26 protein-coding genes are annotated in these 25,959 nt (G+C 38.9%); 14 read left to right on the top strand and 12 right to left on the bottom strand.

All coding sequences use genetic code 11. The features are described 5' to 3' along the window. Nucleotides 1–50 precede the first annotated feature (50 nt). Entirely contained in the window at nt 51–671 is a 621-nt protein-coding gene (locus tag I2F31_RS04400; protein WP_195768318.1) for a rhomboid family intramembrane serine protease, read from the bottom strand. Between the two features lie 149 nt (nt 672–820). Here I2F31_RS04400 and nfuA point away from each other — a divergent pair, with 149 nt between their 5' ends. Continuing rightward, nucleotides 821–1,465 (top strand): Fe-S biogenesis protein NfuA, encoded by a 645-nt coding sequence (gene nfuA, locus I2F31_RS04405; RefSeq protein ID WP_195768319.1) that lies wholly within the window; start codon nt 821–823, stop codon nt 1,463–1,465. A 42-nt stretch (nt 1,466–1,507) separates the two neighbouring features. Here nfuA and I2F31_RS04410 read toward each other — a convergent pair whose 3' ends face one another. Continuing rightward, nucleotides 1,508–2,521, bottom strand: a complete 1,014-nt coding sequence (locus I2F31_RS04410; RefSeq protein WP_195773508.1) for a hypothetical protein — start codon at nt 2,519–2,521, stop codon at nt 1,508–1,510. A gap of 196 nt (nt 2,522–2,717) precedes the next feature. On the opposite strand from I2F31_RS04410, the gene I2F31_RS04415 reads away from it, so the two are divergent. Beyond that, complete coding sequence (locus I2F31_RS04415; RefSeq protein WP_195768321.1) at nt 2,718–3,332, top strand: carbonic anhydrase; 615 nt, start codon at nt 2,718–2,720, stop codon at nt 3,330–3,332. Nucleotides 3,333–3,361: 29 nt separating this feature from the next. Here I2F31_RS04415 and I2F31_RS04420 read toward each other — a convergent pair whose 3' ends face one another. Next, nucleotides 3,362–3,994, bottom strand: a complete 633-nt coding sequence (locus I2F31_RS04420) for an arylesterase (RefSeq protein ID WP_407647862.1) — start codon at nt 3,992–3,994, stop codon at nt 3,362–3,364. 40 nt (nt 3,995–4,034) lie between these two features. On the opposite strand from I2F31_RS04420, the gene I2F31_RS04425 reads away from it, so the two are divergent. Together I2F31_RS04425 and I2F31_RS04430 are read left to right on the top strand one after the other, a co-directional pair. Beyond that, entirely contained in the window at nt 4,035–4,736 is a 702-nt protein-coding gene (locus I2F31_RS04425; RefSeq protein WP_195768323.1) for an ABC transporter ATP-binding protein, read from the top strand. After that, nucleotides 4,733–7,198, top strand: a complete 2,466-nt coding sequence (locus I2F31_RS04430; protein WP_195773509.1) for an ABC transporter permease — start codon at nt 4,733–4,735, stop codon at nt 7,196–7,198. Before I2F31_RS04425 ends, I2F31_RS04430 begins: the two co-directional genes overlap by 4 nt. A 107-nt stretch (nt 7,199–7,305) precedes the next feature. Here the strand turns inward: I2F31_RS04430 and I2F31_RS04435 are convergent, their stop codons facing one another. Next, nucleotides 7,306–8,109 (bottom strand): rhomboid family intramembrane serine protease, encoded by an 804-nt coding sequence (locus tag I2F31_RS04435; protein WP_195768325.1) that lies wholly within the window; start codon nt 8,107–8,109, stop codon nt 7,306–7,308. A 77-nt stretch (nt 8,110–8,186) separates the two neighbouring features. Between I2F31_RS04435 and mtgA the strand changes: the two genes are divergently transcribed. The 3 genes from mtgA to serC all read left to right on the top strand — a co-directional run bounded on the left by mtgA (nt 8,187) and on the right by serC (nt 12,312). Beyond that, the gene (gene mtgA, locus I2F31_RS04440) at nt 8,187–8,861 is read left to right on the top strand and encodes a monofunctional biosynthetic peptidoglycan transglycosylase (protein WP_195768543.1); all 675 of its coding nucleotides are present in this window, start codon (nt 8,187–8,189) and stop codon (nt 8,859–8,861) included. A gap of 106 nt (nt 8,862–8,967) precedes the next feature. Next, nucleotides 8,968–11,070: a polyphosphate kinase 1 gene (gene ppk1, locus I2F31_RS04445; protein ID WP_195768326.1), complete on the top strand. Its 2,103-nt coding sequence runs from the start codon at nt 8,968–8,970 to the stop codon at nt 11,068–11,070. Nucleotides 11,071–11,232: 162 nt separating this feature from the next. Next, nucleotides 11,233–12,312 carry a 3-phosphoserine/phosphohydroxythreonine transaminase gene (gene serC / locus I2F31_RS04450; RefSeq protein ID WP_195768327.1) on the top strand — a complete coding sequence of 360 codons (1,080 nt, stop codon included), beginning with the start codon at nt 11,233–11,235 and terminating at the stop codon, nt 12,310–12,312. A 26-nt stretch (nt 12,313–12,338) separates the two neighbouring features. Here the strand turns inward: serC and I2F31_RS04455 are convergent, their stop codons facing one another. Both I2F31_RS04455 and I2F31_RS04460 read right to left on the bottom strand, forming a co-directional pair. Continuing rightward, nucleotides 12,339–12,482 carry a hypothetical protein gene (locus I2F31_RS04455; RefSeq protein WP_195768328.1) on the bottom strand — a complete coding sequence of 48 codons (144 nt, stop codon included), beginning with the start codon at nt 12,480–12,482 and terminating at the stop codon, nt 12,339–12,341. Between the two features lie 45 nt (nt 12,483–12,527). Further along, on the bottom strand, nt 12,528–13,454 hold the full coding sequence (locus tag I2F31_RS04460; protein ID WP_195768329.1) for a hypothetical protein: 927 nt from the start codon (nt 13,452–13,454) through the stop codon (nt 12,528–12,530). A gap of 166 nt (nt 13,455–13,620) precedes the next feature. On the opposite strand from I2F31_RS04460, the gene I2F31_RS04465 reads away from it, so the two are divergent. From I2F31_RS04465 to I2F31_RS04480, 4 genes are all read left to right on the top strand, one after another. Then, complete coding sequence (locus I2F31_RS04465; RefSeq protein WP_195768330.1) at nt 13,621–14,151, top strand: YaiI/YqxD family protein; 531 nt, start codon at nt 13,621–13,623, stop codon at nt 14,149–14,151. Nucleotides 14,152–14,285: 134 nt separating this feature from the next. Continuing rightward, nucleotides 14,286–15,521, top strand: coding sequence for a lipoprotein-releasing ABC transporter permease subunit (locus tag I2F31_RS04470; RefSeq protein WP_195768331.1), 1,236 nt, complete (start codon nt 14,286–14,288; stop codon nt 15,519–15,521). Continuing rightward, entirely contained in the window at nt 15,514–16,200 is a 687-nt protein-coding gene (gene lolD, locus I2F31_RS04475; protein ID WP_195773510.1) for a lipoprotein-releasing ABC transporter ATP-binding protein LolD, read from the top strand. The genes I2F31_RS04470 and lolD overlap by 8 nt, the downstream gene beginning before the upstream one ends. 78 nt (nt 16,201–16,278) lie before the next feature. Continuing rightward, on the top strand, nt 16,279–18,696 hold the full coding sequence (locus tag I2F31_RS04480) for a DNA internalization-related competence protein ComEC/Rec2 (RefSeq protein ID WP_195773511.1): 2,418 nt from the start codon (nt 16,279–16,281) through the stop codon (nt 18,694–18,696). Here I2F31_RS04480 and I2F31_RS04485 read toward each other — a convergent pair. Continuing rightward, a complete protein-coding gene (locus tag I2F31_RS04485) occupies nt 18,685–19,608 on the bottom strand; it encodes a lysophospholipid acyltransferase family protein (protein WP_195773561.1) in 924 nt (307 codons plus the stop codon). The genes I2F31_RS04480 and I2F31_RS04485 overlap by 12 nt on opposite strands. A gap of 161 nt (nt 19,609–19,769) precedes the next feature. Here I2F31_RS04485 and sppA point away from each other — a divergent pair, with 161 nt between their 5' ends. Further along, the gene (gene sppA, locus I2F31_RS04490; protein WP_195773512.1) at nt 19,770–20,789 is read left to right on the top strand and encodes a signal peptide peptidase SppA; all 1,020 of its coding nucleotides are present in this window, start codon (nt 19,770–19,772) and stop codon (nt 20,787–20,789) included. Between the two features lie 44 nt (nt 20,790–20,833). Here sppA and purN read toward each other — a convergent pair whose 3' ends face one another. Next, complete coding sequence (purN, locus tag I2F31_RS04495; RefSeq protein WP_195773513.1) at nt 20,834–21,463, bottom strand: phosphoribosylglycinamide formyltransferase; 630 nt, start codon at nt 21,461–21,463, stop codon at nt 20,834–20,836. Continuing rightward, nucleotides 21,463–22,533, bottom strand: a complete 1,071-nt coding sequence (purM, locus tag I2F31_RS04500; RefSeq protein WP_195768337.1) for a phosphoribosylformylglycinamidine cyclo-ligase — start codon at nt 22,531–22,533, stop codon at nt 21,463–21,465. Before purM ends, purN begins: the two co-directional genes overlap by 1 nt. Before the next feature lie 132 nt (nt 22,534–22,665). Here purM and cxpE point away from each other — a divergent pair, with 132 nt between their 5' ends. Both cxpE and hda read left to right on the top strand, forming a co-directional pair. Then, entirely contained in the window at nt 22,666–23,856 is a 1,191-nt protein-coding gene (gene cxpE / locus I2F31_RS04505) for a chloramphenicol efflux transporter CxpE (protein ID WP_195773514.1), read from the top strand. A gap of 2 nt (nt 23,857–23,858) precedes the next feature. Next, nucleotides 23,859–24,569, top strand: coding sequence for a DnaA regulatory inactivator Hda (gene hda / locus I2F31_RS04510; protein ID WP_195768339.1), 711 nt, complete (start codon nt 23,859–23,861; stop codon nt 24,567–24,569). A 7-nt stretch (nt 24,570–24,576) separates the two neighbouring features. On the opposite strand, the gene I2F31_RS04515 is transcribed toward hda, so the two are convergent. Genes I2F31_RS04515 through I2F31_RS04525 form a run of 3 tightly spaced genes read right to left on the bottom strand, consistent with a single transcriptional unit; the run spans nt 24,577 to nt 25,916 of the window. After that, nucleotides 24,577–24,978, bottom strand: coding sequence for a DUF3106 domain-containing protein (locus I2F31_RS04515; protein WP_195773515.1), 402 nt, complete (start codon nt 24,976–24,978; stop codon nt 24,577–24,579). After that, nucleotides 24,968–25,300 (bottom strand): hypothetical protein, encoded by a 333-nt coding sequence (locus I2F31_RS04520; RefSeq protein WP_195773516.1) that lies wholly within the window; start codon nt 25,298–25,300, stop codon nt 24,968–24,970. The genes I2F31_RS04515 and I2F31_RS04520 overlap by 11 nt, the downstream gene beginning before the upstream one ends. Beyond that, nucleotides 25,293–25,916 carry an RNA polymerase sigma factor gene (locus tag I2F31_RS04525; protein ID WP_228285896.1) on the bottom strand — a complete coding sequence of 208 codons (624 nt, stop codon included), beginning with the start codon at nt 25,914–25,916 and terminating at the stop codon, nt 25,293–25,295. Before I2F31_RS04525 ends, I2F31_RS04520 begins: the two co-directional genes overlap by 8 nt. Between the last annotated feature and the right edge of the window lie 43 nt (nt 25,917–25,959).

The following is a 25,959-nucleotide window of genomic DNA, read 5'->3' on the forward strand; positions in this document are numbered from 1 at the left end:
AGATAAAAAAAGCACGTTGAATACGTGCTTTTTTTATGGATTATTTTAGCTTACAAAAATGGCACTTGGCTAAGCTGTGCTACAAAGTGTGGCACAATTTGTGGTTCAACTAAAATCGTCACAACAACGCCATAAGCAGCCCCCCAAAGATGGGCACTATGATTGGTATTGCCTCTATTTTTCTTATCTGCCCAAATACTATAGCCGACATACAATAATGCAAAAATAATGGCAGGTACAGGTACAAAAAACACAAAAATTAAGCTCCATGGCTTAAATAAAATATAAGAAAATAACACCGCAGATACTGCACCTGATGCACCAAGAGATGCCCATTGAAAATCATTTTTATGCTTTAAATAGCTTGGTAAAATAGAAAAAATTAACGCTCCCATATAAAATAGGACAAAACCCATATTAAATAAATATTGGCGGTAAAAACTTTCAATCACACTGCCAAAAAAGAATAGGGTAATCATATTAAATAGTAGGTACATACCATCTGCATGCACAAAACCATAGCTGATAAAACGGTCAAATTGCCCTTTTTGTATCGCAGGTGGCCAAAAAATAAGTCGATTCATGGCTTTTTGGTTAGAAAAAGCAATCAATGAAATCACCACAGTGATAATGATGATGGTAATACTATGATTAAAGGGTAAATTTAGCATAATATAATTCATGATTTTGATGGACGTTTATGATGACATAAAATCATCTCGATGGAAAAAGATATAAAACATAAAAAATGACGGCTTGAATTTTATCTATTACACACGATTTAAGTTAAGATAGCGTATTGATGTTGAGGAAAATGGATATGTCTACACAAAATGTCAGCACTGCCGATGCAGAAACTCAAGAACTCCCAAACTTACTCATTACGCCATCGGCACAAGAGTATTTGGCTGAGTTATTGGCAAAACAAGGTACACCGGGTATTGGTGTGAGAGTATTTGTTGAACATGCAGGAACACCACGTGCTGAGTGCTGTATGGCATATAGTGCACCAGATGAAGTGGTTGCATCAGACTATAAACAAGATTATGCCGATTTCCCTGCATATATCGATGCACCATCCATCCCTTATTTAAAAGATGCGGTGATTGATTACAATAAAGACCGTTTTGGTGGTCAGCTGACTTTTAGAGCTCCAAACTCTAAAGTTCCTCGTGTGGGTGCAGATGCATCTATGGAAGAACGTATTACCTATATATTGCAAGCAGAAATCAACCCGGGGCTTGCAAGTCACGGCGGTAACTGTAGTTTAGTCGCAGTTGTAGAGGATGAAACACATGGTCTTACCGCAGTACTTAAATTCGGTGGTGGTTGCCAAGGGTGTTCGGCAATTGATGTGACGCTTAAGCAAGGCGTAGAAACGACATTGCAAGAACATATTCCTGAGCTAAAGCGTGTTATTGATGAAACTGACCACAGCCAATCTGAAGGTGCTTATTATAAATAAGTTTCGAAGGTGATGATGAGCGTGCTTGATGGCACGCTTTTTTTATAGCTTTTGAAGTAGCTCTAATGTACTCGGGCTGTAGTAAAAAGCTTGCAATTGTGGTTGTAAACGTTTCTTTAATTCACCATCAGCAATAAATTTCTCTAAAAGGCTTGATGCATGTTGTTGTAACTGCGTTACCAGTTGATTTTTTGATGTACCTATAGCATCTAATAAGTCTAAAACACCTTGATGTTTTTGCTTGGCGTACCAAATTTCAAGGTTGTATTGCAGTTGCTGTGCAAAAAACTCACTGCGTCTAAAATGATCCCAAAACTGATGCAATAGTGGTATGGTCTGTGTGAGGTCGTTTGGGTCAATATAGTGCTGTACATTGGACAGTGGGGTATTTTTTCGCTCATGCCAAAGCTGTACATGAAGTTGATAGACATTGTCGTCACTGAGTTGTTGATTGAGAAGTTTTTCAGCAAGCACTGCCAATTTAGAGACATTTTTTTCTAAATATTGTTGTATGGCTTGAGATAAGTTGAGATCAGTCACATTTTCTAGCATAGATTTGCCGATTTTCATAAAACGACTGACATGGCCATTTTTTTCTGTGACATGGCTTTGAAAATAATCATTGAGCACGTCTTGAATGAGTTGTGTTGAAATATGGGCAAATGCAGGGTGTTTGGTCATTTGAGCAATGAAATACTGACGCTGTGTGGTTTTACTGGCAGTGTATTGTGCAAGGGCATCGACATGTAGCGGGTTAATCACCTGCGCAATCGTGGTGTTTTGATTGATGGGGTGGGTGAGTGCTTGACTTAAATGCATGCCAACTTGTGTGAGTGTATTGTGTGGTATGTCTCTATGAATGAGTAAATCACCAAAAAATAGCTGTACTTGTTCCAAGCTTACAAAGTCTGCCAGTGATTTATTTTCTAGCCAATCGCACAGTAATGCACTTTCTTGTTGTAGGTATTTTGTATCTAATAACTGCTGTTCTATAAAGGCAATATGTTGTTCTATGAGTTGCTCAATAAGAGGGTGCTTCTGTGTATGACTTGTCATTTTTGCCTTGATTCTAGTCAGTATTTTCACGAAATTATAACGTTCTTTTTGATACTTGCACCAGTTATGATATCGCTTTCATGCTAAAAAATACTGTGTTTGTTTAGGCTTTCATGAGCCTAGATCATTTTTGTCAATGACAAGAGATGTTTTGAATCATAAAATGCCTAGCATACATTATACATAGGGTAGGATTATGTTGACTTCACAAGAAGCTTTAGATCGTTTAAAACAAGGAAATCAACGCTTTGTAAATGGTGAATCATCGATTCCTCATCTTATCTCACAAGAGCAGCGCTCATCACTCACCGCAGACCAAAACCCATTTGCGATTGTACTTGGCTGTTCTGACTCTCGTGTGCCTGCTGAAATTGTATTTGACCAAGGCTTAGGTGATTTATTTGTGATTCGTGTGGCAGGTAATATTGTTGCACCTTCTCAAGTGGGTAGCGTTGAGTTTGCAGCGGCAAGCTATGACTGTGCTGTGGTGGTGGTTTTAGGTCATAGTCACTGTGGTGCTGTGAAAGCCACCATTGAAACATTGCGTAACCCAGATCATGGCACATCAAATAACTTAATGTCGATTGTGAGTCGTGTGCGCCCATCGGTGGAAATTTTAATGCAAACCGAGCTGAAAGATGACCTGAATAAATTATGTGAACATGCTGTACGTTCAAATGTATTTGCATCTGTAAATCAGTTGCGTCATGGTTCTGCTGTACTTGAGCAATTGATTGAACAAGGTAAGCTTAAAATTGTGGGTGCAGAGTATTCATTAGAAACAGGTGAAGTTGAGTTTTTTGATTTCTAAAATCGAATTGAATATTGAACTAAAGGCGCTTATAAAGCGCCTTTAATGTATGGTAATGCGTTATTGAGTAATAGTTTTTGTGCTTTTTCATTGGGGTGAATGAGGTCTGCTTGCATGAGCCCATTATTTCCGGCAACGCCTTGTAAAAAGAAAGGCACAAGAGGTAGATTATATTTTTGGCTCATCACTGTATAATTTTGCTCAAATGCTTTGGTGTATGCACCACCATAATTTGGTGGGATTTTCATGCCAAATAGTACAACTTTACTGCCATTTTGTTGGGCAAGTTGAATCATTTTTTCTAAGTTGCGTTGAATGCTGAGCGGTGGTTGTCCTCTTAAACCGTCGTTACCACCGAGTTCGAGTAGCATAACATTCGGTTTATACTGTTGTAATAGTTTTGGTAGTCGTGCCAAAGCTCCTGCTGTGGTTTCACCACTGACACTGGCATTAATCACTTGATGTTGTTTCGGTGATTTTTGCTCAAGATGTTGTTGCAATAAATTGACCCAACCCTTTTGTACATCAATACCGTAACCTGCACTTAAACTGTCGCCGAGTACTAAAATTTTAGCGGCCATTGCATGTTGTAATGGCAATAAAACAACAAAACTGATGAAACTGCTTGCAGCAAGTTGTTTAATATAGTTTTTTGCCTTCAGCATGTGTAGGTCGTCCTTTTTAGTCAGTCGGTGGTGAATCATGGCACAAGTTATCATTTCAGCGAAGCATCTCTCACATAAAATTAAACGAGATCATCAAGATGTTACATTATTGCAATCTATTCATGTAGATATTTTACAAGGTGAACAAGTTGCGATTACGGGGCGTTCAGGCTCGGGAAAATCAACTTTACTGGGTATTTTAGCAACACTAGATCAGGCCAGTGAAGGAGAGCTTTGGGTGTGTGGAGAGGCAGCACATACATTGAATGAAGAGCAACGTGCTTATTTAAGACAACAGTCAATTGGTTTTGTTTTTCAGTCATTTCAGTTGTTACCACATTTAACAGCCCTTGAAAATGTCATGCTTCCACTGCGTTTAAGTCCAAATTTTAATTATGCAAAGGCAGAAGAAAAAGCGGTGCAATTACTTGAACAAGTAGGCTTGCTTAAACAAAAGGATCAAACCCCTAAAGTACTTTCAGGGGGGGAGCAGCAACGTGTTGCCATTGCTCGTGCCCTGATTACATCACCTAAAATTATTTTTGCAGATGAACCAACAGGTAATTTAGATGAACACACTGCTCAAGATATTGAAAAATTATTATTTGATTTAAATAAAGATCTAGGTGTGACGCTTATTTTAGTGACCCATCATTTAGAGTTAGCAAAACGTTGTCAAACGCATTATGTCTTGCATGAAGGCGTGCTTAAGCCCTTTCAAAGTGAGGTGGCTGAATGAATCATTTGATTAAACCATTATTGCAACAAAGCTTTCGTAGTCAAAGCAGTTGGCTGTTAATGGTGGCATTAAGTTTGGCGATTTGTGCCACCACTGCATTAAACCTTGCTAGCGATCAAGTTAAACGTGCCATTCATTTACAAGCAGCAGACTTATTGGCGGCAGATATTGTCCTGACCAGTAATCAGCCACTCGATAAAAAGTACATTGAACAAGCCACAGCACAAGGATTAATGCAGTCACAAGTGACTGTATTTAGTACCATGGCCAGTACAGATCAGCAGTTTGTTATGGTATTGGTTAAAGCAGTGGCCGAAAACTTTCCTTTGCGAGGGCAATTGGTGGCAAACCCAGCAACACATAAAACCGTGCCACAAGGTGAGGTATGGCTCAGCCCACGAGCAAAAGATTTACTGGGCGTAAAATTAGGTGCCATGGTCAATATTGCCGATGCAAAATTACGTTTTAGCGCAGTGATTGAAAAAGATACCAACCAAGAAACCGGCTTTAGCGCATTTTCACCTTTGGTATTGATTAATCAACACGATATTGCACAGACCAAAGCCATTCAACCAGGTAGCCGAATAGATTACCGCTTGTTACTGTCTTCTGCACAAGCTATGCCCTTAGATCATTATCAACAATGGTTTAATAGTCAGCAAAAAGCAGTCACAGCACTGCGTCCTGATGACATTGGTGCAGTCAAATTAAGAGATGCTAAAAATAGTAATTCACGACTGCTTAAACCCATTGAAAATTTAGAGAAGTTTTTACAACTGAGTAACTTGCTGACAGTGTTACTGTGTGGTCTTGCGATTGCTTTAAGTGCCCAGCGTTATGTACAGCAAAATCAAGATTACATTGCCTTAATGCGTTGCATGGGTGCGAGTAAAAAAAACCTCTTCATGGCTTTTTGTGAATTAATGGGCTTAGTGATGTTTGGCTCGGCATGTATTGGCAGTGCCTTAGGGATAAGTTTAGGCTATGCGTTATTACAGTTGATGCTTCAGTTTATTCCACAAGTCAGTGTAGATATTGCGTGGGGTAGTGTACTAATAGAGGCAATCCCGATCGCTTTTTTAACCAGTGGTCTAGTGCTCATTGGTTTTGTTTTCCCTAAAATTTATCAGCTTTTAACCACACCCCCTATACGGGTATTACGTGCTATACCATCATTGAGTCTGTATTCAGTGGTCACAGCCTGTACGGGTTTTTTAAGTCTTGCTATTTTAGGCATTGTTTTAACACGAGGCATTGCACTGACCTTACAAGTGCTCGTGGCGATAAGTGTACTCGCTGTAGTGATGTATGCTGTGCTATGGCTACTTTTTAAAGGCATTAAACAGCTAAAGAATACGTGGTCAATGTATGTGAGGACAGCTCAGTACAGTGCTTTGCAAGTCACGGCATTGTCTTTGGGGCTGAGTTTGATTGCGGTTTTGATTGTACTACGTGCCGATGTATTGTCTCGTTGGCAGGCGGAGTTACCAGCCAATACACCAAACCAGTTTGTATATGGTTTACCACCTACAGACCAGCCCGATTTTGTACAAGATTTACAGCGTAAAGTCTGGTCACACACGGCTTTATATCCAAACATTCGTGGCCGACTGATTGCAAAAAATGGCCAAGATTTTTCTGAGCAAGACATACGCCGTAATGAAAGCTTACAACGAGAACTGAACCTTACACAGGCACAGCAGTATCCTGCAGATAATAAAATCCTTCAGGGTGATGCGATATTTAAACAAGCCAATGAAGTGTCTGTAGAACAAGATGTTGCCAAAAAGCTAAATATTCAAGTGGGCGATGCACTGACATTTAGTTTACCTGAAGGACAAGTGACAGCTAAAGTGACTAATATTCGTTCAGTGCAATGGCAAAGTTTTAGCCCAAACTTTTATTTCATTTTTTCACCCAAGAGTTTTGATAGCAATGCAGGCAGTTATTTAGGTAGTTTTTTTGTACCCGATGCAGATAAGTCACAGTTGTTATCGCTGATTCAGCACTATAGCACCACGGTTTTTGTAGATATTAGTCTGATTTTAGATCAGGTAAAACAACTCATGAATGTGATGGTAAAAATCATGACAGTTTTGGCATTTTTGGTGGCTTTATCTGGCTTTTTAGTGTTGATGGCATGTATTAATATTTTACTTGAAGAACGTAAAAAAGAGGTGGCACTATGGCGTGCGTTTGGCAGTACGAAGGCCAATATTCGCCGTATGATGACGTTTGAGTTTGCATTGATTGGTTTAAGCTCGGGGGTTACAGCGTGTGTCTTTGCTGAGCTGATTGGTTTTATTGCCAGTCGACAAATGGGTTTAACGCCACAGCTACATATAGCATTATGGCTCACTTTACCGATTGCCATGACGCTATTATGTGCGGTCATTGGGCGTTATCGGTTAAGTTATTTATCAGACATTGCACCACTGCAAAGTTTAAGACATATTGATTAACATTCAGTGGCATGGTGTATATTTCATCATGCCACTAAAATAGCCTAAGTTGTTTTTATTTAATAAAATGATATTCAGTTGGTTCTATTTTTTTCTAAAACTGTAACCTAATGAAAGCCATTGGCAGACAACAACGCTTGCCACAGGTCAATCACAGAGTGACTGTAATATACGCAATAAAAATACAGACTTGTACATACGGCTAAAGCGATGACAAAAGCAAGACATTGTGCAGTAACAAGATTCCATTTTTGTTTGCTCATATACCAAATAACAGTAAGCAATGCTCCCATAGCAAAGCCAGCCATGTGTGCTGTGTTGTTAATATTGGGTGTTAAAATACCTATGGCTAAATTTAAAAGCATGATACTGATTAAAGATTTTTTACTTAAAATAAATGGGTAAGAGGCATGCTGTGGTAAATAAGCCAATACGGTTAGTGCACCGCCTAAACCCATTACCGCACCAGATGCACCTGCACCAACATGCGGTAAAAGTTCACTTGAAAAATGTTGTGTAGCAATGGCAATCCCACTGTCATGAATACTCAGTATATCTGTGAGCAGATTGCCAAAAATGCCAGAAAAAAAATAAATGATGCAAAAATACACACGACCATAAATCTGCTCAGCCACTTGTCCAAAAATATACAGTGACCACATATTTAAAGCCAAGTGTATAAAGCCAAAATGAAAAAACATGGCAGTCACAAGCCTTTGGGGATGTAACAGCACAGTTAAAGGCGGGTAGTCTGCACCCCACTTTATGGCATCAAGTAAGCTTGGGTCTGCACTGTCTACACCGTGACTAATTTGGTACAAATACAGCAATACATTCACAATAATAATGACAGCACTTAGCCACCATAAATGAATATTAAGCTTGCTTTGATAAAATAAAGGCTGTTGCATGTTTAAGTACTGTATTTTGCTAAGACCGAATATGATCAGCTTAGCAGAAGTGGGGGTACTAGGAGAAATTGGGATTGATTAGAGTAATATTTGCACGTTTTGTTTTTATTGTATTGGCTTTATTGTTATTAGTGCAAATATGGGTGATCTCGAGTTTGTATTGGTGGAAAAGCCACCCTGTAGAAACCACCATGTTTATGCGTATTGCATTGTTGCAAGATGATGATTTAGAGATTCAGCATCAGTGGGTGAGCTATGACCACATGGGTACAGCCATTAAAAAAGCAGTGATTGCTTCAGAAGATGGCAAGTTTACTCAACATCATGGTTTTGATTGGAATGGTTTACAAGGTGCTTTGGCTAGAAATGAAAAGAATGGTGAAGTGGTGGCAGGTGGTTCGACCATTACTCAGCAACTGGCAAAGAACTTATTTTTATATAATCAGCGCAGTTATATTCGTAAAGCACAAGAGGCAGTGATTACCGTTGCAATGGAAAGTATGTGGTCTAAACAACGTATTTTAGAAGTGTATTTAAACTCAGTAGAATTTGGTCGAGGCATCTATGGTATTGAAGCAGCATCAAGGCATTATTTTCACTGTAGTAGTCGACATTTAAGCACACAACAAGCGATGTTTTTGGCGGCATTATTACCAAATCCAAAGTACTATCAAACTCATAAAAAAGATGCTAAATTTTTGTTTAGACAACGATTTATTGCAAAATATATGACTTATAGTCAAATCCCATAAAATAAATATAGAGTTTGAATGTCTTTTAAGCATTATTTTATCAAAATGCCATAAATATCATTCATACTGTGGGATAAATTAAAAAAGGCTTAAGATGGAAGGCTGTATGAGTACTGAAGAAAATGTATTAACCACAGGTCAGCAGATTAATTCAATTGCACCCGATTATGCATATAACGCACGTTATATTAATCGTGAGTTGTCTATTTTAGACTTTCATTTACGTGTACTAGAGCAGGCAGTTGACCCATCTCACCCGTTATTAGAACGTTTAAACTTTTTACTTATTTTTTCACGCAACTTAGATGAATTTTTCGAGATTCGTGTTGCAGGGGTCATGGAAGAGCTGACCCTAGGTAATGAAAGCCATACGCCTGATGGTTTAACCCCTAAACAAGTCCTCGAACAAATTTCTAAAACAGCACATGAAGCGGTTGAACGTCAGTACCGTATTTTAAACCAAGAAATCTTACCAAAATTGGCACATGAAGACATTTGCTTTTTACGCCGTGGTGAACTTACCCCTGCACAGTCAGTTTGGATAAAAAAATACTTCCAAGAGCAAGTCGCACCGGTACTCACACCAATCAGCCTAGACCCTGCACATCCATTCCCTCGTTTAGTCAATAAAAGTTTAAACTTTATTGTGACCTTAGATGGTAAAGATGCTTTTGGTCGTCAAATTGACTTAGCCGTTGTACCTGCACCACGTTCACTGCCTCGCGTTGTTCGTCTGCCGGATGAACTTACAGATGGTAAAGAGCATCATGTCATGCTCTCGGCAATTATTCATGAGCATGTGTCTGATTTATTCCCAGGTATGACAGCCACAGGCTCATATCAATTTAGGGTGACACGTAATGCAGATTTAGAGCTCAATGAAGATGTTGAAGATCTTGCGATTGCCTTAAAAGGCGAGTTAAGCTCAAGACGTTTTGGCCGTGCAGTACGTTTAGAAGTCACTCAAGGTTGCCCGAAACATATCTATGAATACTTACTCAATGAGTTTGAGTTATCGGCTGAGCAGTTATATAAAGTAGATGGCCCTGTCAATTTGGCACGTTTAGTTTCTAGCTTTAAACGCCCACATTTGAAATATGATTCATTCACACCTGCGATTCCAAAAGTACTGAAAAAGTCAGAAAGTATTTTTGCAGCTATGAAAAAGCAAGATATTTTACTGCACCACCCATTTGAATCTTTTGCTCCTGTGATTACTTTATTACGTGAAGCGGCAAGAGACCCTCAAGTCCTTGCCATTAAACAAACGCTGTACCGTAGTGGTCCAGACTCAGAAATTGTACAGGTGCTTGCCGAAGCTGCCCGAAATGGTAAAGAAGTCACTGCTGTGATTGAGCTACGTGCACGTTTTGATGAAGAGTCAAATATTGCCGTTGCCAATGTGTTGCAAGAAGCAGGGGCTGTGGTGGTGTATGGTATTGTGGGCTATAAAACGCATGCCAAAATGATTTTGGTGGTACGCCGTGAAAATAATAAATTGGTACGTTACGCCCATTTAGGTACAGGTAACTATCATGCGGGTAACGCCCGTATGTATACAGACTACGGTTTACTCACCACAGGCAAAGAGTTATGTGAAGATGTTCACCGTATTTTCCAAGAGCTTACGGGTATGGGAAAAATGGCGAAACTGAAAAAGCTTTACCATGCACCATTTACTTTGCATAGTCATTTACTCACGTGTATAGATGATGAAATTGCCCATGCTAAGGCAGGAAAAGAAGCACATATTATTATTAAAGTGAATGCTTTAACAGAAGTACAACTTATTAATAAGCTCTATGAAGCATCTACGGCTGGCGTGAAAATTGATTTAATTATCCGTTCTATTTGTTGTTTACGCCCAGGGTTACCAGGCTTGTCTGAAAACATTAAAGTTCGCTCTATTGTTGGGCGTTTCTTAGAACATACTCGTGTCTTTTATTTTAGCAATGATGGTCAATCACGTATTTATTGTTCAAGTGCAGACTGGATGAACCGTAACTTATTTAATCGTGTTGAAGCATGCTTCCCAATAGAAGACTCTGCATTACGTAAAGTGATTTATCAACAAGGTTTTATCAATTACTTAAAAGACAACCAACGTGCTTGGGAGTTGAACAGTGATGGTTCTTGGGTGCGTGTCAAACCACAAGAGGGTGAGGTGATACACAACTCACAAGAAACGTTGCTTGAATATTACCGCTAATTTAGCAGATTTTTGTTGATGTAATAAGCGACCATTGTTCGTTCATTAAGATGATGATGAAACAATGGTTGCTTGTTGATTTTTATTACTGCACGTTGTTTTAATCTATGATTAAATGCAGGCTGTAGTTTTCTCATTGATGCCTAAATTAAAGGAAATATGATGCGCGCATATAATTTCTGTGCAGGACCTGCTGCACTGCCTACTGCTGTATTAGAAAAAGCACAGCGTGAACTTTTAGATTGGCAGGGTACAGGTGTTTCCATTATGGAAATGAGCCATCGTAGTAAAGCATATGTGGCTGTTGCAGACAAAGCAGAAGCAGATTTACGTCAATTATTAAATATTCCTGCAAATTACAAAGTTTTATTTTTACAAGGTGGTGCAACTTTACAGTTTTCAGCCATTCCTTTAAATTTTTTTGGTAAAAATGCCAAAGCAGATTATATAAAAACAGGTATTTGGTCGGACAAAGCCATTAAGGAAGCCAAACGTTATGGCGAAGTGAACGTGATTGATGCCACAGTTCAAGTAGATGGTAAAACAGGTATTTCTTCAAGCCAAGATTGGAATTTTTCAGAAGATGCAAGCTATGTGCATTACTGTGAAAATGAAACCATCGGTGGTTTACAGTTTAAAGATATTCCACAAACCAAAGCACCATTGGTTGCAGATTTATCATCAAGTATTTTATCAGCACCGATTGATGTGTCTAAGTTTGGTTTAATTTATGCGGGAGCACAAAAAAATATTGGCCCTGCAGGTTTAACCATTGTGATTGTTCGTGATGATTTACTCGATCAAGCAAAACCTGAAATACCATCTTTACTTAAATATGCCAATCAAGCAGACAATCAGTCTATGCTCAATACGCCTGCGACGTACTCTTGGTATTTGGCAGGTTTAGTCTTTGAGTGGTTGTTAGAGCAAGGTGGTGTTGCTGCAATTCATGAGAAAAATTTAGCCAAAGCAAAATGCTTGTATGACTATATAGATCAAAGTGACTTTTATGATAACCCAATTGCTAAAGAAAACCGCTCACTCATGAACGTACCGTTTACTTTAGTGAATGACAGTCTAGATAAGCTATTTTTACAACAAGCTGAAGAAAACCATCTGTTAAATTTGGCAGGGCATCGTTCAGTCGGTGGTATGCGTGCAAGTATTTACAATGCTGTGCCTTTAGAGGCAGTAGAAGCACTGGTACAATTTATGGAAAAATTTGCTCAGGCACATCGTTAAGCAATAGAGTATTGCAACACCACATTTTAAACAGTAAAAATGTGGTGTAATGCAAAGGCTGCAATAAATATACCGAGTAAAAAGAAGCAAACCGCCCCAGCATCTATTTTAAGTTTTGTTGGGGTTTGTTGTTCTGTGAGAGTTGTCATTTGTTCGGGCATCATTTTCATTCAGCAGTTCCAAGCCATACAATAATTATTATATGTCCATGATTTTTACTTTATTGTAGAGTAAATATTCGCCATAATCCACACGTTACCACGAATATATTGCCCAATTTGATAGTTTTGGTCATTTAAATGTTGCGTTGCGACACGAATGAGCGTTGCCTCAGCATTATCTTCGAGCAAAATAGTCACATCGTATAGGGTATAGCTTTGTTCTTTAAACGTTGTGGTACTTTTTCCCACAATTTTTCCTTGAAACCATGCTTCATCTTCTTGGCCGAGTGTTTCGCCATGCAAATAGGCCACCATTTTAGAAAAATCGACTTTGAGTGGTGCTTTATCTTCCTCACTTTGAGGTTGCCACGCATCAATTTGCTCTTGCAAGTTATCAGGTGCAACACCATCGTTGGCTGCTAAAATGGCATTTAGTGCTCTGTGGTGTTTAATTGATGCAGGATCATCGACCACAATATGCTCATTTGCATCGACTACTTCTAGCGCATATGCCCATGCAGACAGTGCTACCGCATATTTTTGTTGTGCTTGGTATTGGTTTTTGTTGACACTATATAAGCTATCAAATGCATACAGCGTAGAGTGATTAATATTTAGAGATAAAACAGCTTGGCTACCTGAACGTGAGCAGATGATACGGTCAATCGTTGCTGTCGTTTTGTAGGGGCTAGACAGGGTAGGAAAGGCAGTTTTTACGGCACGGGGCTGATTGTTTTCTACAGCAATCACTTGTGCTGACTGAATCATGCTATTTTTAGGGCCAAGAATCAGCCAGCTTGTAGGATCAATCTCTGACTCTTGTTGGCATAAACCCATAGGCATATCTGGCTGGTCCAGTGCTTGTCCTAGCCACTGTGGTACAGTTTGAGTTGGATTTTCAGTAAGAAGACTCCAGTGTTCGACATGACTACCAAATTGCTGGTCTTCGATGGCAATAATTTCTGGTTTATTGTTTTGCATATTTAAGACTTCATACATTGATTCTATGTTCTTTTATCGTGTAGATCAGGGGCTTTTTCAAGTCTATTTTGCGATTATTTATATGTGGTTGGCATGTTTAGTTGATTGTATGGTGTTTTTTTATACACTTTGTGGGTATTGAAGTCTCAAATATTAAAGCAAAGCCATGAAGTCTAGTGTTGTTTGCTACAATAGATTTTATTTGTACTCAAGATGGTTGTCTGTGCTAAATTTTAAATTGTGGGTTGATGCAGATGCATTACCTAGAATATACCGTGATATTATTTTTAGAGCGTCTGATCGCTATCAACTTGAAGTGATTTTTGTCGCAAATCAACCCTTGGGTATTACACCTTCTGTACGTATAAAATCACTGCAAGTGATGAGTGGTGCAGATCAAGCCGACAAAGAAATTGTGGCTCAAATGACCGCAGATGATATTGTAATTACACAAGATATTCCACTGGCATCAGAAGTGATTGAAAAAGGCGGTGTTGCAATTCACCCACGTGGTGAAATTTATACCATTGCTAATATTAAAGCACGCTTACATTTAAGAGATTACATGGACACTTTACGTGGGGCAGGAGTGCAAACAGGTGGTCCGAAACCACTGAGTGAAAAAGATAAACGTGAGTTTTCAAGTGCCTTAGATCAAACGATTTTACGTCAGAAACGTAAAGTGAGGCCAATCTAGTTTTTTTACTCACTTATGCGATACAGTTGTTTACCATTTGTCTTTGTTTTACGGTTTAAATTGAAGCGAAATCAATATAATATCGCTGCTGCTATACACGTATATCATGTTATAAAAATTGGAATAAAAAGCTTATGTTCAAACCCATCTCATTGTATATCGGTCTAAGATATACCCGTGCTAGACGCAGTAATCATTTTATTTCGTTTATTGCATTGGCTTCTATGATTGGTTTAACGCTTGGCGTTGCGGTGCTAATTACAGTGTTGTCTGTAATGAATGGATTTGACCGTGAGTTGAAAACACGTGTGTTGGGTATGGTGCCACAAGCCACCATTTCATCGGGGCAAATTATTACCGATTGGCCAAAACTGGCTGAAGATATTGCAAAACATGAGCATGTGACAGGCGTTGCACCATTTACACAGTTACAAGGGATGCTTACTGCTCAAGGGCAAGTTTCAGGCCTTATGGTGTCTGGTATTGAGCCTAAATATGAGAAAAATGTATCTATTATTCAAAATCATATGGTTGCAGGGAGCATAGATGCATTACAAAAAGGTGACTTTGGTATTGTGCTTGGTAAGCAACTGACTGATGCCTTAGGGTTGGGTTTAAATGATAGTGTGACCTTGGTTTTACCCGAAGCAACGCCATCACCTGCAGGTGTTGTACCACGTTTTAAGCGATTTAAAATTGTGGGTATTTTTAGTATTGGTGCAGAAGTTGACTCTAGCATGGGCTATATCAATCTATATGATGCATCGACCTTGTTACGTTTGCCTGATGGTGCACAAGGGATTCGTTTAAAGCTAGATAATTTATTTTTAGCACCACAAGTCAGCCAAGATATTTTGCATGATTTACCTGTGGGTTTTTATGCTTCTGATTGGACGTACACACATGGTAATTTATTTAGTGCCATACAAATGGAAAAAGCAATGGTCAGTTTATTGCTGTTTTTAATTGTTTTGGTGGCGGCTTTTAATATTGTGTCTTCATTGGTGATGGTTGTTACGGATAAAAAATCAGACATTGCAATTTTACGTACGCTCGGTGCTTCGCCTGCGACCATTACGCGTATTTTTATGGTACAGGGCACAATTATTGGTGTGGTTGGTACTTTAGCAGGTGCAATTATTGGTGTGATTTTGGCAACCAGTGTCAGTCAAATTGTTGACTTTTTGAATACACGTTTGGGTTGGCATTTATTTGATGCATATTTTATTAATTATTTACCTTCATATTTGAAATGGCAAGATGTAGTGCTTATTGTATCTGTTTCATTTATCTTAAGTTTCCTTGCAACAATTTACCCTGCTTTACGTGCAGCAAAAGTACAGCCTGCGGAGGCATTACGTTATGAGTAGTGTAGTTTTAGAAGCAAAAAATGTCATTAAAACATTTAATGAAGGCAAAAATAGCGTTCAAGTATTAAAAGATTTATCTTTGCAAGTACATGCCGGTGAGTTTGTTGCAATTGTCGGGGCGAGTGGTTCTGGTAAAAGTACATTATTACACGTGTTGGGTGGGTTAGATTTACCGACCTCTGGTGAGGTGGAGTTGAATGGCTCACGTTTTGATGCACTCAATGAAACACAGCGTGGGTACTTACGTAACCAACATTTGGGCTTTGTGTATCAATTTCATCATTTATTGCCTGAGTTTACAGCATTGGAAAATGTAGCAATGCCTTTAATGCTTAGACAGGGTACAAGCTTTGCCCAAGTGAAATCTGATGCAACTTTTTTACTTGAGCGTGTCGGATTGTCACATCGTTTAACCCATAAACCAGGTGAGTTGTCGGGAGGGGAACGTCAGCGTGTGGCATTGGCTCGTGCATTGGTTACAAAGCCTAAAGTGATGCTAGCAGATGAACCGACAGGAAACTTAGATCGTAAAACAGCAACGGGTATTTTTGAGCTACTCAATGCGTTACGTCATGAATTTAATATGGCGATGTTAATTGTGACTCATGATGAGGCATTGGCACAGTCTGCAGATCGTGTGTTGCATATGGAAGATGGCCTTTGGGTAAATCATCCTTAAGTCAGACAGGTTAAGCATCGTGAACATATTCTAAAGACAGTCATGGCATGAGATACTGTATGGGTTAATCATAATAATATGTTCTATGTGGCATTTTTGGCATGGGTTTTAGGGCATGCATGTATTGGTATACATGCGATTGCATTTGTAAGCATAGCATGGCCGATATGTATGTTTGCCATGACATTTTTTTTGTATTGGCTTGGTCTGTATGTTCCTAAGTCACGTGTTTTAAAGCGTTGGCCTACATGGTGTGCTTTATCTATTGCGGTATTTTTGGGAGCAGTGTGGCATGCTCAATCATCTTTAGCAAAGCAGTTGGCTCAACGTGTTTTAGTGCCCCAAGACGTGCATGCTTTGGTTTATATTCAGCAAATAGATGAGTTACAGCCTGAAAGTATACAGCAACGTATTGTTGTTTTTAACCCATCATCACAAGCCACAACAGTATGGCAAGTGTCTTTATCTAAAAAGAAGTTTCCACAAAACCCTTTTCAGCTTGGTCATTATTATTGGGTTACAGGTACAGTTTATCCGATACATGGTTATGCTGTGCCACATGCTTTTGATCAGGAACAGTGGTCATTACAGCAAGGGGTGATGGGGCGGTTGCAGATTCAATCTTTTGAAGCGGTGAGTCCCACGGTATTAGGCTCGCAAATTCAATATCAGCCATTTGTACTCAAACAGCAACATGTATGGCAACGTCTACAGCTATTTTTACAACAAAAGCGTTTAGATTATCGGCAGTTTATTTTACAACAATACTTTTCACAATCGGGCTTAATTTTAGCATTATTAAGTGCTGATGAAAGCTTGATTTCACCAGACATACAGCAGTTGTTTCAAGACTTGGGTATTCGGCATTTATTGGCAATCTCTGGCCCACATGTTTTAGTATTTGCCATGCTTTTGTCTATTCTTTGTCATTACGTTATTGTGTGGTTGTTCCCTCATTTATATTTAAAATATCCTAAAAGATATGTCTTATCTCTGCCCTTATTAAGTGGAGTATTGCTATATAGCGGTTTTGTTGGCTTTGAAATACCTGCTCTTCGTACATTGATCACCGTGATATTAATGACCGTATTTTTATTTTTAAAATACCGTATTTCTGCTGCAAGGCTAATCCTTTTAAGTGCAAGCATATTATTACTTATAGAGCCATTAAGCGTTTTATCGGCTGCTTTTTGGTTGTCTTACGGGGCATGTTTTGTACTTCTTTTGATTTATGAAAAAGTGGGTAATACCGAAACAATATCGATTCTAGAAAAAATAAAACAGACCTTGTATCAGTTTTTATATTCGCAGATTTATATTTTTATTGCATTAACGCCAATCACCTTATGGTTTTTTCATCAGGTGTCGTGGTTAGCACCACTAAGTAATTGGATTGCGATTCCATTGATTGGTATTTTGGTGGTTCCATTAAATATATTTTCAGCCTGTGTGTATGGCTTGAGTCCTACACTTAGCACATGGCTTTTTGGCATCGTTGACCATATTTTATCTGTATTGGTTTTTATGTTGTCTTACTTACAATCATTTGGTTTGCAACCGCAGTATTATGCATTAACAGGTTGGAAGGTTTTAATTCTGGCTGTGATTGCTTTGTTACTTTTATTGCCAAGAGGTGTAATACCACGTTTATATCTAATTCCATGTATTGTGATACTGTTTTTGCCAACGCAGCAAAAGAATGCTTTTTCGTTGAGCGTGTTAGATGTAGGGCAAGGGCAAGCCATTTTTATGCAAACAGCAGATCAGCGTATGTTGATTGATACAGGTGGTCATTTTAATGAAAAGCGTTTTAGTTTAGCAAAAGCATTATTACTGCCATTTTTAATGAAAAAAGGGGTATCAGCATTAGACCAAGTGCTATTAACACATTTAGATATAGATCATAGTGGTGCATTTGAGCAACTACAAAAGAATATTCAAATTCAATCGGTGAGCAGTAATCAACGTCCTGATGTTTTAAATCCAAACATTCCATTTTCTTATTGTCATCGTGGACAACGTTATGTAGTCAATGGTCTAAGTGTAGAGATTTTATGGCCAAATGAACAAGACTTGGCTCAAGTTGAAACGTCATCAAATGAGTATTCTTGTGTGGTGTATGTTACTTATCAGCCTAAGCAAGGTTTGCCACAGCATATTTTAATCATGGGAGATGCAGGAGATTTGGCTGAACGTCAACTCATGGCACTTTACCCAAGTTTAAAGGTTGATGTGTTGGTACTTGGGCATCATGGCAGTAAATATAGTTCCTCTTTAGACTTTTTACAGCATTACCGCCCCAAACTTGCTATTGCCTCAGCAGGTTATATGAACCGTTATGGTCATCCACATAATCAAGTTCAAGAGCGCTTAAAGCAACTCAATATTCCGCTGCTTGTGACCAGTAAAATGGGTACAATTGAGATGACTGTGCAAGATAATGGCGTTGTAAATACTGAATTTTACCGAAACAATCAGCCGTGGTTATTGTGGTGATTGGTTCTCTAAGCGAACTTGTTCTACTTTTGATAAAGCATCATGTGGTGCAATATCATAAATATTATGTAACCTTGGATGTGCTTTAAAGCGTTTATAGCTCCAGTGGTAGTGTTCAGGGTACTTTTGAATGAGGGCTTCAATTTGCTGATGAATAATTTTTGTACCTTGGCTGTCATTACACGCATAGATTTCATCTGGCATGGCTTGAATGTATAAGTCAAACCCTGCATTGCTACTGCGAATGGCATACAAGAAAAGAGCTGTTGCTTTGGTTTTTTGAATCAGTTTTGCTGTTAAATGACTCGATGCCAATGGCACACCAAAGTAATCGACCATTTCACCGCCTGTATGTGGTGTGTGGTCGGGAAAAATCACGGTTGTTCCACCGCCTTTGAGTGCTTTAAAAATTTGCCGAATACCACGTTCATCTGTAGGCACAAGCGTTGCATTTTCACGACTGCGGGCACGACGTACAAAAATATCGGCATCTTTATTTTTAATTGGCTTATACATAATGGTCATATTGGTGTATTGGCTACACCATGCATTCATGATTTCCCAAGTGCCAAAATGAGGCACAATTAAAATCACGCCTTTTTGTGTGGCTAAAGCATCTTTAAATAAATGCTGTCCTTCAATATGATGAATACGCTGTAGATTTTTTTCATTACTTGCCCCCCAAACGTTGAAAAATTCAAAGTATGAGGTCAGTTCATGTTGAATGGCTTTTTTAATAATATCCTGTTTTTCTTGAGCTGTACGTTCTGACAGTGCAATATGAATATTTAAACTCACCACTTGAGCTACTTTGGCAAGTGATGTTCGGTAGGTGATGAGTGCAAGCAGACGTGCAAAAACACGGGTTAATCGTAGCGGTTGTTTACTAATGAAATTTAGCATACGATACATTATAGATTGCGTGTTTAAGCGAAAATTAGGCATGTAATGTTGTGGGCACTATGTTATGTTTTTAAAGTGTTGTGGATTATAGTGGAAAAGATTGAATTTACACAATATTGGTACGCTAAGCGTATATAATAAAATAATTTTTAATGATTTGGATACAATGTATGTCTGATTGGCCACCAAAACCAAATAATTCAGGACCTCAAGAGTCAAACCCAAACAAGAGTAATGAGTGGAAGTTGTTAGAAGAAGTGGTACTTTTTTCGATACAAGAACAACGCCGTGCGAGACGTTGGTCAATCTTTTTTAAATGCCTTTCCTTTGCAGTGACTTTACTGGTGTTGTTTGGTCTATTTAAAGGGTGTTCTGTCAGTAGTAGTCATACTGAAAAAGCATCTAGTGTAAGTCATTTGGCTGTTGTTGATATAAACGGTACGATTAGTGCATCTAGCAAAGATGTAAACAGTCACGATACCATTAAAGCATTAAGACAAGCCTTTGAAGCAAAAAATAGTAAAGCCATTGCACTCAATATTAATTCACCTGGTGGCTCACCTGTAGAGTCAGATAATATTTGGCAAGAAATTAGATACCTAGAACAAAAGTACCCGAATAAGAAAGTATATGCTGTGATTGGTGATATGGGTGCTTCGGGTGCATATTATATTGCATCGGCAGCCAATGAAATTTGGGTTAATCCATCTAGTTTAGTCGGGTCGATTGGTGTGATTATGCCGAATTATGGTGTCAGTGGTTTAGCACAAAAACTGGGTGTTGAAGACCGAACCATGACCTCTGGTGAAAATAAAGATATTTTAAGCATGACTAAACCAATTAATGCATTTCAAAAAGAGCATATTCAGTCGGTGTTAGATAATGTACATGCACACTTTATTGATGCGGTGAAACAAGGTCGAGGCGATCGTTTGAAAAATGCAGATCCAAAGATTTTTTCTGGATTATTTTGGACGGGTGAGCAAGCAATTCATCTTGGTCTAGCAGATCAGGCAGGTAATATGACCACCCTTAGGCGTAAGCTGGATTTAGATAAAGCAGTGAACTACACCGTAGAATATAGCCCATTAGAGTCTGTATTAGGTAAAATGGGTGCTGAGGTTGGGCAAGGCTTTAGCGAATCTGTGCAGCAAAAACTAGCTGCTCAGCAAAACATTGAACTAAAATAAATTTAATAGATCATAAAAAACGCATCTCAAGGATGCGTTTTTTATTACTCTTCAAAAATTTGTACGGGGTCATGTAATTTTTGTTCGTGAAGTAAAACTTCACCATTGGCTTGATAGACCAACGTTTTATTACATAACCATTCTACAACTAAGGGGTAGATCTTGTGTTCAAGCTTGTGTACACGTTGAGCTAAACTGTCTTGGTCATCATCTGTGTGTACTGTTAAAACACCTTGTGCCAAAGACTGGCCTGAGTCAAGTTGCGCTGTCACAAAGTGTACAGTGCAACCGTGTTGCATGTCACCCGCTTCAAGTACTTTAGCGTGGGTGTGCATGCCTTTGTGTTTTGGCAGTAGAGAAGGGTGAATGTTTAACATTCTTCCTTCCCACTGTGCAACAAAAGCTGGGCTTAAAATACGCATAAACCCTGCAAGGACAACTAAGTCAACATGCCAAGCAAGCAGTTGAGCATGAACAGCTTGATCAAATGCATCACGATTTGCATAGTTTTGATGTTCAATGGTTTGAGTTGCAATCCCCGCTACATGTGCTCGTTGTAGTGCATATGCAGTCGGTTTATTTGACAGTACACCTACAATTTGACCTGATAGGTTAGCATCAAGTAGTGCTTGTAGGTTACTGCCATGCCCTGAAACCAGTACAGCAATTCTCATTAGTTGAAAATCACGCGAACTTTTTCGTCTGCACCTTCAACAGATGCTGCATCTTCTTGAATATAACCAAGAGCCCATGCTTTTTCGCCTTGAGCGGTTAAAACTTCAATGGTTTTGTCTGCATCATTTTGGTCAACAACAATCACCATGCCTACGCCACAGTTAAATGTGCGGTACATTTCAAATTGCTCAACGTTCCCTTCTTTTTGTAACAGTTGGAACAGTGCAGGCCATTGCCAAGATGCTTCATTGACTACAGCTTGAGCACCATTTGGTAAAACGCGAGGTAAGTTACCCGGTAAACCACCACCTGTAATGTGAGCCATAGCATGTACTTGCACTTGTTTGCACAGTTCTAGTACTGGCTTAACATAAATGCGAGTAGGTTCCATCACAACATCAGACAGCGTACGGCCATCTATTTCTTGTGTGAGGTCAACATTTTTCACATCTAAAATTTTACGCAGTAGTGAGTAGCCATTTGAATGTGCACCAGATGATGCAACAGCAATAAGGACATCGCCTGATTTTACTTGGCTACCATCAATAATTTTGCTTTCTTCAACTACACCTACTGAAAAACCAGCAAGGTCATAGTCTTCGCCTTCATACATGCCAGGCATTTCAGCAGTTTCACCACCGACCAATGCACAGCCTGCTAACTCACAGCCTTTTCCAATGCCAGTCACTACATCGGCAGCAACATCAACATTTAAGTGACCTGTTGCATAATAGTCTAAGAAAAATAAAGGTTCAGCACCACAGACCAACAAGTCGTTTACACACATTGCGACAAGGTCTTGACCAATGGTGTCGTGTTTATTGAGATTAAGGGCAAGACGTAGTTTTGTGCCTACGCCATCTGTACCTGAAACCAATACAGGTGATTCATAACCTTTTGGAATTTTGCATAGTGCACCAAAACCACCAAGGCCACCCATGACTTCTGGGCGAGTAGTGCGTTTTGCGACTGATTTAATACGGCTGACAAGGGCATCACCTGCCTCAATGTCTACGCCTGCATCTTTGTAACTTAAACTGGTATTTGGATTAGAAGTCGAGTTGCTCATGTATAGAAGTCTCCGCTTTGCCGTGGCGATTATAACCTATATACGAAACTGTTATGTTATTTATCCAACAAAATGTTATCTTTAAATGAATTATCCTTATAAATCGTGAATAATTTTAATAGGCGAAGGGTCATGATAGATCGTACATTAGGTAGAATCTTTATTCTGATTGGTTTAGCACTACTGGCTTGGTTGCTTTTTATACTTAAACCTGTTGTCATTCCTTTTGTTGCTGCATTTTTTATTGCTTACTTTTTTAGTGGTATCGTCAATAAGTTAGCTAGGATTGGCTTGCCTCGTTGGTTATCTACGACGCTGGTTTTTGTGGGCATTGGTATTGGTCTCGTCTTGGCCGTTTGGTACATCATTCCATTGGCATGGAAGCAAATTGTTTATGCTCGAGACAGTATCCCGGGTGTGATTTATTGGGTAAATCATACAGCATTGCCTTGGATTACCCATACATTCAAGCTCGAACCGATGGCCATTAACGCCAATCAAATTTCTGATACTTTAATGCAATATATTCAAACCAATTATAGTGTAGATAGTATTCAGTCACTCTTACTACGTTTAGCACAGTCGGGTTTAAACTTTATTCAGCTTGGTGGCACGGTTGTCCTTATTCCGATTATCTCATTTTACTTTTTATTGGATTGGAATCGTATGCTGAAACAGATGCATCGTTTGATTCCACGGCCATATGAAAAGTTAACATTGCAAATTGTGTCGGAGTGTCATGTGGTACTTCGTGCATTTGTTAAAGGTCAGTTTTTAGTGATGATTTTGTTAGGTACAGTATATGCAGTAGGCCTACAATTGATTGGTTTAGAGGTTGGGCTAATTATTGGTATGGTTGCAGGGTTGGCAAGTATTATTCCGTATCTTGGTTTTGCAGTGGGTATTATTTCTGCAGTGGCCGCAACATTTTTTCAATTTGGTTTAGATTGGATGCAACTACTTTTAGTGGGCGTGGTATTTATGATTGGTCAAGCCATAGAGGGATATATCTTACAGCCCTTTCTATTAGGCGATAAAATAGGCTTATCGCCCGTTGCTGTGGTGTTTGCAGTATTGGCAGGTGCGCAACTTGGTGGTATTTTAGGAATGTTAATTGCATTGCCTGTTGCCGCAGTTATTGTTGTTTTACTCAAACATATTCGTGATTTTTATGAAAATTCTAATCTGTATGGTGAGCAGTATGAATTGAATGAGTCAGACGACAGTCAAACTGTGACAGTACAGTCAGAGCATTTAGATGTAGATATTCATGTTAAAACGTCTGAGAAACCTAAGCAATCTGCTGACCAAGATGAAAAATAGTTATGCGACAATTACAATTACAGATTGAGCCTCAACTTGACGCGTGTATTAGTGACTTTTCTGGCCCAAGTTGGGCTGGTGTGGTTGATGTCATTCGTCAGCTTCATAGTGGTTTGATTGATCGTTTATATGTATATGGCGAGGCAGGTACAGGAAAAAGCCATTTGTTATCTGCGATCTGTGACTTATATTTAGAAACGGGCAGAACCGCAATACAAGTTTCATTGTTAGAACTATTAGATGCACCTATAGAAGCATTGAGTGCTTTAGAGCATTATGACTTGGTGGCTTTAGATGATATTGAAATGATTAGTGGGGTAATTGGTTGGCAAAAAGCAATTTTTCATTTAATTAATCATCATCATCAGTTTAGCGGTCAACTGATTTTTTCTTCAAGAGAAGCCCCAATCTCGCTGAAATTACAGTTACCTGATTTACAGTCACGTTTAACGCAAGCGGTGAGTGTACGATTACCTAATGGTAGTTTGCATGCAGACCGTGTTGCTTTGGTTGACTCAGTACTTTCTCGTCGTGGTGTGGTGCTAGACCCACAAATTATTGACTACTTATTAGAAAGTGGCCCACACCAAACATCGTTATTGCTACAAATGTTAGATCGTTTAGAAAACGTATTGCATGGTGAAAAAACCAAGCTCTCGGCAGCGACATTAAAACAAATATATGCACTGATTGATGAGTATAAGCAAGTATAGTAATGATTTAAGATGTTGCAGGGGTATATTTTTCAATATATTGCTGGCGAATTTGGTCACGTTCTTCTTTGGTCTTGGCCTGTTCAATCTCTTTTCGTAACTGTTTACGTTGCTGTGTATTCATGTGTTGCCATGCCACGCGTAAGCGCTGTTGTTCCTCTTCTGATAGCTGGGTAAACCACTCCATTTTTTGCTGTAAATCTGTGCGTTGTTGTTCAGGAATATCCTTTAAACTCTGATAATGTTGTAGTAAAACTTGTTGTTGGGATGTACTGAGCTCGTTCCAATTGTCATCGTTATTCATGACATTAGATGGCGTGGCATGTAGTGAAAATGGCCATAAACTTGCAAAACTGGTTTGCAAAAAAGCCACACTAATAATGGCAAGCGTAAGTTTTTTAACTTCCATGACGAGGGTTATTCTCTCCAAAAACCATAACCATTTCTAGGTCTTCTACCATTTGTGGGGAAAGCTTTTCTGTGGCTGCCATGGCTGTTTGCGAAGCATCATCATTTTTATTCATAAAATGAAAAATATTGGGTGCAATAGCAATACTGGCGAGTACTGCCGCAAAAGCAAGACTGGTCACTTTCCACATATGCCGTTTATTTGCTTTTTTGTCTTGGATATGTCCAAGTACATGTGTAATGACCTGTGATTTATTGGGGTGTTGCTGTGCTAGAGTATCTAATTTTTTTGTAATATTTTGCTCAAATTGATTTTTATTCATCTGTCATACCTTTGTTTTGATGATATGGATTCAAATGACTTAACATCTGCTGTAAAGCTTGTGTTGCACGGTGATAATGAGTTTTTACACTTCCTTCACTACATTGCATAATCTCTGCAGTTGTCTTCGTACTAAAACCTTCCCATGCACGAAGCATAAACGCCTGTTGTTGTCGTGTTGGGAGTGTTTCAATGGCTTTTTTAATGTCATTTATAGTCGTGTATTGATTAATCATCTCTGCAGGATCGATGTTATATTCATCTGCAAACTGCTCCTCAGGAAAATCATCGTCAAATTCTAAATTTTTCTTTTTAAAAAATGAAAAGGGAATCGCTGAACGTTGTTCTTTTCTTTTCCAGTCATAGAGCTTGTGATTTAAGATGGTATAAAACAGGGCATACCACTCATCTGTTGGTTTGAGTGGGTAAGATTTGTAGAGGGAAATAAAAGCTTCTTGTACTAAATCCATGGCAATATCTGAACTTTTCGTTGCAGATTCCATCATGATTAAAGCCCGACCACTGACTTCTTGCATAAACGCCTGTAAACGTTGTTCGCTATGTGTCACTGATGCATGCCTGAGATTTGCTTGCGTATTTTTGGGTACAAGATCCATGGATATTGATAATCCTGCCATCAAATACCTACCTTTAACCATT

The organism is Acinetobacter rathckeae, from assembly GCF_015627125.1.
GTDB classification, from domain to species: domain Bacteria; phylum Pseudomonadota; class Gammaproteobacteria; order Pseudomonadales; family Moraxellaceae; genus Acinetobacter; species Acinetobacter rathckeae.